The 5,260-nt window shown below is 62.6% G+C and carries 4 protein-coding genes and 1 pseudogene; 2 read left to right on the plus strand and 3 right to left on the minus strand.

Translation table 11 applies throughout. The features are described 5' to 3' along the window. Both MOV74_RS30645 and chrA read left to right on the plus strand, forming a co-directional pair. Window positions 1-483: chromate resistance protein ChrB domain-containing protein (locus tag MOV74_RS30645; protein ID WP_246930540.1), on the plus strand; the 483-nt coding region annotated here is incomplete at its 5' end. Next, window positions 483-1,868 carry a chromate efflux transporter gene (gene chrA, locus MOV74_RS30650; protein ID WP_246930543.1) on the plus strand — a complete coding sequence of 462 codons (1,386 nt, stop codon included), beginning with the start codon at window positions 483-485 and terminating at the stop codon, window positions 1,866-1,868. The genes MOV74_RS30645 and chrA, both read left to right, overlap by 1 nt. Before the next feature lie 345 nt (window positions 1,869-2,213). Here chrA and MOV74_RS30655 read toward each other — a convergent pair whose 3' ends face one another. The 3 genes and pseudogenes from MOV74_RS30655 to MOV74_RS30665 all read right to left on the minus strand — a co-directional run. Next, the gene (locus MOV74_RS30655; protein WP_246930545.1) at window positions 2,214-4,058 is read right to left on the minus strand and encodes a caspase family protein; all 1,845 of its coding nucleotides are present in this window, start codon (window positions 4,056-4,058) and stop codon (window positions 2,214-2,216) included. Between the two features lie 248 nt (window positions 4,059-4,306). Next, window positions 4,307-4,684: pseudogene (locus MOV74_RS30660) on the minus strand (hypothetical protein); the annotation flags it as partial. A 309-nt stretch (window positions 4,685-4,993) separates the two neighbouring features. Then, on the minus strand, window positions 4,994-5,260 hold a 267-nt coding region (locus MOV74_RS30665), incomplete at its 5' end, for a c-type cytochrome (protein ID WP_246930549.1).

Below are 5,260 nucleotides of genomic sequence, written 5' to 3' on the forward strand. Positions count from 1 at the left end.
CCGCGCGATGCCAAGGGTCGCACGGTCTGGGTGACGCGGGCGCGGCCGAAGGTCGATCGCATCGCCTGCCCGTGGCTGATCCGCCGCTTCGTCGATCCCCAGGCGGTGTTCCTCTATGTGGCGCCGTCGGAGGTGATCGCCGTCGGGGAACGCTTTGGCGCAGCCCCGTTCGACATCGAGAACGTGTTCTGGAGCCACCGCGGCGAGCTCTGCACCTTCGACGTGATGATCGAGGAGTTCGGCATCGCCACCCCGGCCCTGCTGCGGCTGGCAACATTGGTGCGCGGCGCCGACACCGCGCGGCCGGATCTGGCACCGGAGGCACCCGGCCTGCTCGCGGCCTCGCTCGGGCTGTCGCGGATGTATGACGACGACCTCGAACAGCTCGAGGCCGGCATGACGCTCTACGATGCCTTCTACCGCTGGTGCCGCGACGCCACCACCGAGACGCACAACTGGCCGACCAACAAGGTGAAGGCGTAATGGACACCCGTAACGTTCAAGCAGGAGCTGATGCCGGTCACGGCATCAGCTTCGGGGAAGCCTTTCGCGTCTGGCTCCGCGTTGCGTCCTTGAGCTTCGGCGGGCCCGCGGGCCAGATCGCGGTGATGCACCGCATCCTGGTCGAGGAGAAGAAATGGATCTCCGAGGGCCGCTTCCTGCATGCGCTGAACTATTGCATGCTGCTGCCGGGACCGGAGGCGCAGCAGCTCGCGACCTATGTCGGCTGGCTGATGCATCGCACCGCCGGCGGACTGATGGCGGGCGGGCTGTTCATCCTGCCCGGCGTCATCGCCATCATGGGCCTCAGCTACATCTACGCGGCTTTCGGCAATGTCAGTTTCGTCGAGGCGCTGTTCTTCGGGCTGAAGGCCGCCGTGCTCGCCATCGTCGTCGAGGCCGTGGTGCGCGTCGGCAAGCGCGCGCTGAAGAACCGCATCATGATCGCGCTCGCAGCCGCAGCCTTCGTCGCGATCTTCTTCTTCGCGGTCCCCTTCCCGATCATCATCATCGCCGCCGGCCTGATCGGCTATGCCGGCGCGCGCAGCGGCCGGCCGGAATTCGCACCAAGCGGCCACGGCCATGGCGACAGCAATGCGGTGATCGACAGCATGCTCGGCGAAGCCGTGCCCGAGCACGTGCAGCCCAATACGGCGCGCGCGATCCGCGTCGGTGCGCTGTGGCTGGCGCTCTGGCTGGTGCCGGTGATCGCGTTGCTCGCTGCCTTGGGTCAGGCCAACGTGTTCAGCCAGATCGCGCTGTTCTTCTCGAAGATGTCGCTGGTCACGTTCGGCGGCGCTTATGCCGTGCTGGCCTATGTCGCCCAGCAGGCGGTCGAGCATTATCACTGGCTGAAGCCGCACGAGATGCTCGACGGCCTCGGCATGGCCGAGACCACGCCGGGTCCCTTGATCATGGTGCTCCAGTTCGTGGGCTTCATGGCGGCCTACCGCGACCCCAGCGGCCTGTCGCCGATGCTGGCGGCTACCCTCGGCGGATTGCTCGCGACCTGGGTCACCTTCACGCCCTGCTTCCTCTGGATCTTCGTCGGCGCCCCCTATATCGAGCGCCTGCGCGGCAACACGGGATTGGCCGGCGCGCTCAGCGCGATCACTGCCGCGGTCGTCGGCGTGATCCTCAACCTCTCGATCTGGTTCGCGCTGCATACGCTGTTCCGCGAGACGGTGCCGGTGCACGCGTTTCCGCTGAACTTCGACAGGCCGGTGCTGACCAGCGTCGACATCCCCGCGCTGCTGCTGTCGATCGCGGCGGCGACCGCGATCTTCCGGTTCAAGCTGGGGATGCTGACGGTGCTGGCGGGGAGCTGCGCGGCGGGCGTGGCGTTGCGAGTGGCGGGGGTGATCTAGGGCTTAGCGCAATCGGTTCGTCGCGACCGGGTTGGACCGACAGGAGACGGTGCAGCCGACAGCGCATCATGACGGCTTTGGGCCACGAATGGACATTTGGTTTTGCGAGCGCACGGTTGTTATCTTGCAATGACATCCGCTCGCGTGGACCGCGGACAGCGATGTGACGTGCGACGTCTTGTGCAATGTCCCTTCCAGACGTGCCAAAAAGGAAATCGTATAGCTGGCCGCGCGGCGGATGGTCTGCCGAACGTGCCGCGCGGGGACTACTCCAACGTCGTGCCGAACTGAATTGCCTTGCCTAAAAAGCGTTACCATTTACCGCGCGCTGGAATGCGCGGAGAATCAGTTGCAGACCTCTTGGTTCGGGCCCCAGCTCCCGGGCCCGTGCTTGCCTTGTTGATAGACCTCAAGATGACAACCTGGGCGAACCGGCCTGCAGCCAGCACCGTTGCAGACCATTTGTCCGCTCCTTTGCGCTACGGGTTTGGTCGACTTCCCACCCTGCTGCCGGGCGTCTTCTCGTGTCGTCGGCTGGTCGCGCGTCGCAACGGGCTTTCTGCTATTCGTCTTCTCGCATTCATTCTCGGCATTGACGCGATAATCGGTACGGCAGTTGATCTTTACGCAGACTTCGCCATCCGGCTTGAAGCCGTGCTCGCAGACCAGCGGACAGACCCGACCGGGCTTGGCTTTGATGGCGTCCAGGACGTCGAAGGTCGCGAGCTTGGCTTCAAACTTTGTTCCAGCGTACTTGTTGAAGGTCAACAGCGACCGCTGGGACGACGCATTCCAGTCGCCGTCCGCAGCAGCGGATAGACATCCGACCCGACGTAGCTCGGACTGGATCAGCTTCGCTGTTTCCTGGGGGGATAGGCTTGGCTCTGCAGAGGTTGGCGCGATGGCAGCGACCTTCTGGTTGGCGCTTTCCTGCCCCTTCTCCGTTGGCAGCCTAGCTGCGAGTTCGGCTGCCGACTTGTCTTCGGCGATCTTATCAGCGAGTGCCTTATCGGCGCTCTGCTTGGCGGCGAGGGCCGTGGCGGCTGCCTCGGCGTCCTTCCTTCGCTGTTCGGCGGCGGCGGCTCTCGCCTCCTCGATCTGCTTGGCTCTCTCGGCGACAAGACGGGCATCCTCGGCGGCCTTGGCTGCGGCTGCCGCCTTCTCCTGCTCCGCCTTCTGGGCGCGAGACGCGGCGAGCCGCGTCTTTTCCTCTTCGGCTAGGCGAGCCTTCTCTGCTGCGGCAGCGCGGGTTTCCTCGGCAGCAATCTTCTTGAGCTGTACCTTCGCCAAATCTGCGTAGTAACCGTCCGGAAATGCTCTCAGAAACGCTTCCCATCCCTCGCGGTCGCCGGCCTGGAGCGCGAGTTCATAGTCCCTGCGAACGGCATCCAGTGTGCTTGCCTGCGGAGCCGTGACGACTGGCTTTGCCGGCACCAACGGCACGTCATTTCCACCGAGCGAGCCGTAAACGTAGGGCTCCTGCTTGTAGCCGGTGTTCTTGAGGACATCGTCGCGAACAAAGCCAAGAGCTTTGCGCAGGTCCAGCCCGGGGATCGGCAGACGCTCGACCAGCGCGGTCGCGAACGGGCTGTTTTTCCAGTCGCCATCTGAGGCGGTGGAGCCCGCTTTTGCGGCAAAGGCGATCATCGTGTTCGGACTAGCCGGCTCAACCTTGGCAAGGCCGCGACCAATCGCACGCGCCGCCACCGTGCGCTTCATGGTCTTGGCAAATGGGTTATCGCGGCAGGCATCGAGGATGACGAGACGGAGCTGCCTAGCCGGCTCGATGGCGAAGAGCACCCGATCCAGCGGAAAGGTCTCATCTAAAACGTCGGTGTCGGTCTCTAGCGCGGCGTCAGTGGGGATCAGATAGTTATTACCATCCAGCTCGATACCATGGCCAGCGTAGTAAATGACGGCGACATCGGAATCGCGCGCCTTAGCGCCAAACTCGCGAAGCGCCTTCCGCATGTCCACTACGGTTAGGTCGAGCTTGATATCAACAACGTCGAACCCGGCCTTACTGAACATGCCCCCGACCAAGGCGGCATCGTTCACGGGGTTGGCGAGCCTTGGTACACTCTTGTAGGTAGAGTTTCCGATCACTAGCGCGACCCGTCGCTCGGCATGTGCTGAGCCGCAAGCGAGCCAGATGAAAAGAAAAAATGAAAACCAGCGAAAAGCCTTCATCGGCGCCCCGAATATAAGCGCGCAGCCTAAGTGGAGTTCGGGGAAAAACAAGCCTGGCCTCTGTGACGTCTATCACACTGCATATCCTTCGGCCGCGCCCGCTCTGCGACGGACCGTCTGCAACGGGTCAAAGGCTGCCTTGGCCAGCTTGCACGGCTTGTTCGGGTCACCGTCAGGAAGCAGACCTCACCGCACCATAAGCTAAGGTCAGCGGCGGGCCACTTCCGGAATCATGCATCGCAGCAAACCTACTCTATTCGATTACTTCGTCGGCGCGAGCCAGGAGATAGGGCGGGATAGTAAGGCCGATGCTCTTTGCTGCTTTGAGATTGATCGCCAGCTCGAATCTGGTCGGCTGGACTGACAAGAAGCGCGGCATGCTTCCGGTTTCTGACTTCGCCGAAGACAGCAGCAATTTGCTCGTCCGTACTCGCCTTCAGGACGTGAATTTCTCGGCCAAGCGACTTGGCCGCAGCTTCGGCATCCGAAACCACTACATTCGCATTTGGATTCGTTGGATTTACCAGCATGGCGATTGTTCCGCCTCCTGGCGTCAATTCTGCCAACAACTCAAGTCGCTTGGCGGTGAGTTGCGGAGTGTACATGCTCACGCCGGTCGCATTTCCTCCCGGCCTGTTCTAACTGGAAATAACGCCAAGATGTACCGGGTCCATGGCAATCGCAAACACGATCGGAATCGTCTTAGTCGCTGCCGTTGTCGCCAAAACTCCGTTCGTACCAGTGACGGCGACGACCACTTGAACGCGGTCCCGAATGAGACCTGCAATCAATTCCGGAAAGCGATCATACTTTCCATCAGCGAAGCGGTACTCGAATGTCGCCGCTTCATTGGAACCCTCAAGGTGGTGAGAGCACGGTATTTCCGATCGAGGATAGATCAATGAGAAGCCAGCGGGATGAGCGTCGGCGCCACTTCATCGCTCCAGCGTGGCGAGATAGGCGGCGAGTGTCAAAAAATCTGCGTCGGTGAGCGCGTTGACGACGTCGATCATCGGCTTGCTATCCGGCCCAGCGCGGAAGCCGTGCCGGTATTCGTAGAGCTGACGGAAGATGTAGGTCGGCGAACGCCCGGCGATGCCCGGCACGACGTTCGTGCCGGTCAGTTTGTCGCCGTGGCAGGTGGCACAAGCGATCTCGGGCCTTGCGGCCAGCCCGCGGCCGGCAGCCACGCTGCCTGTCGG

The sequence above is a fragment of the Bradyrhizobium sp. SHOUNA76 genome (assembly GCF_023006445.1).
Lineage (GTDB): Bacteria > Pseudomonadota > Alphaproteobacteria > Rhizobiales > Xanthobacteraceae > Bradyrhizobium.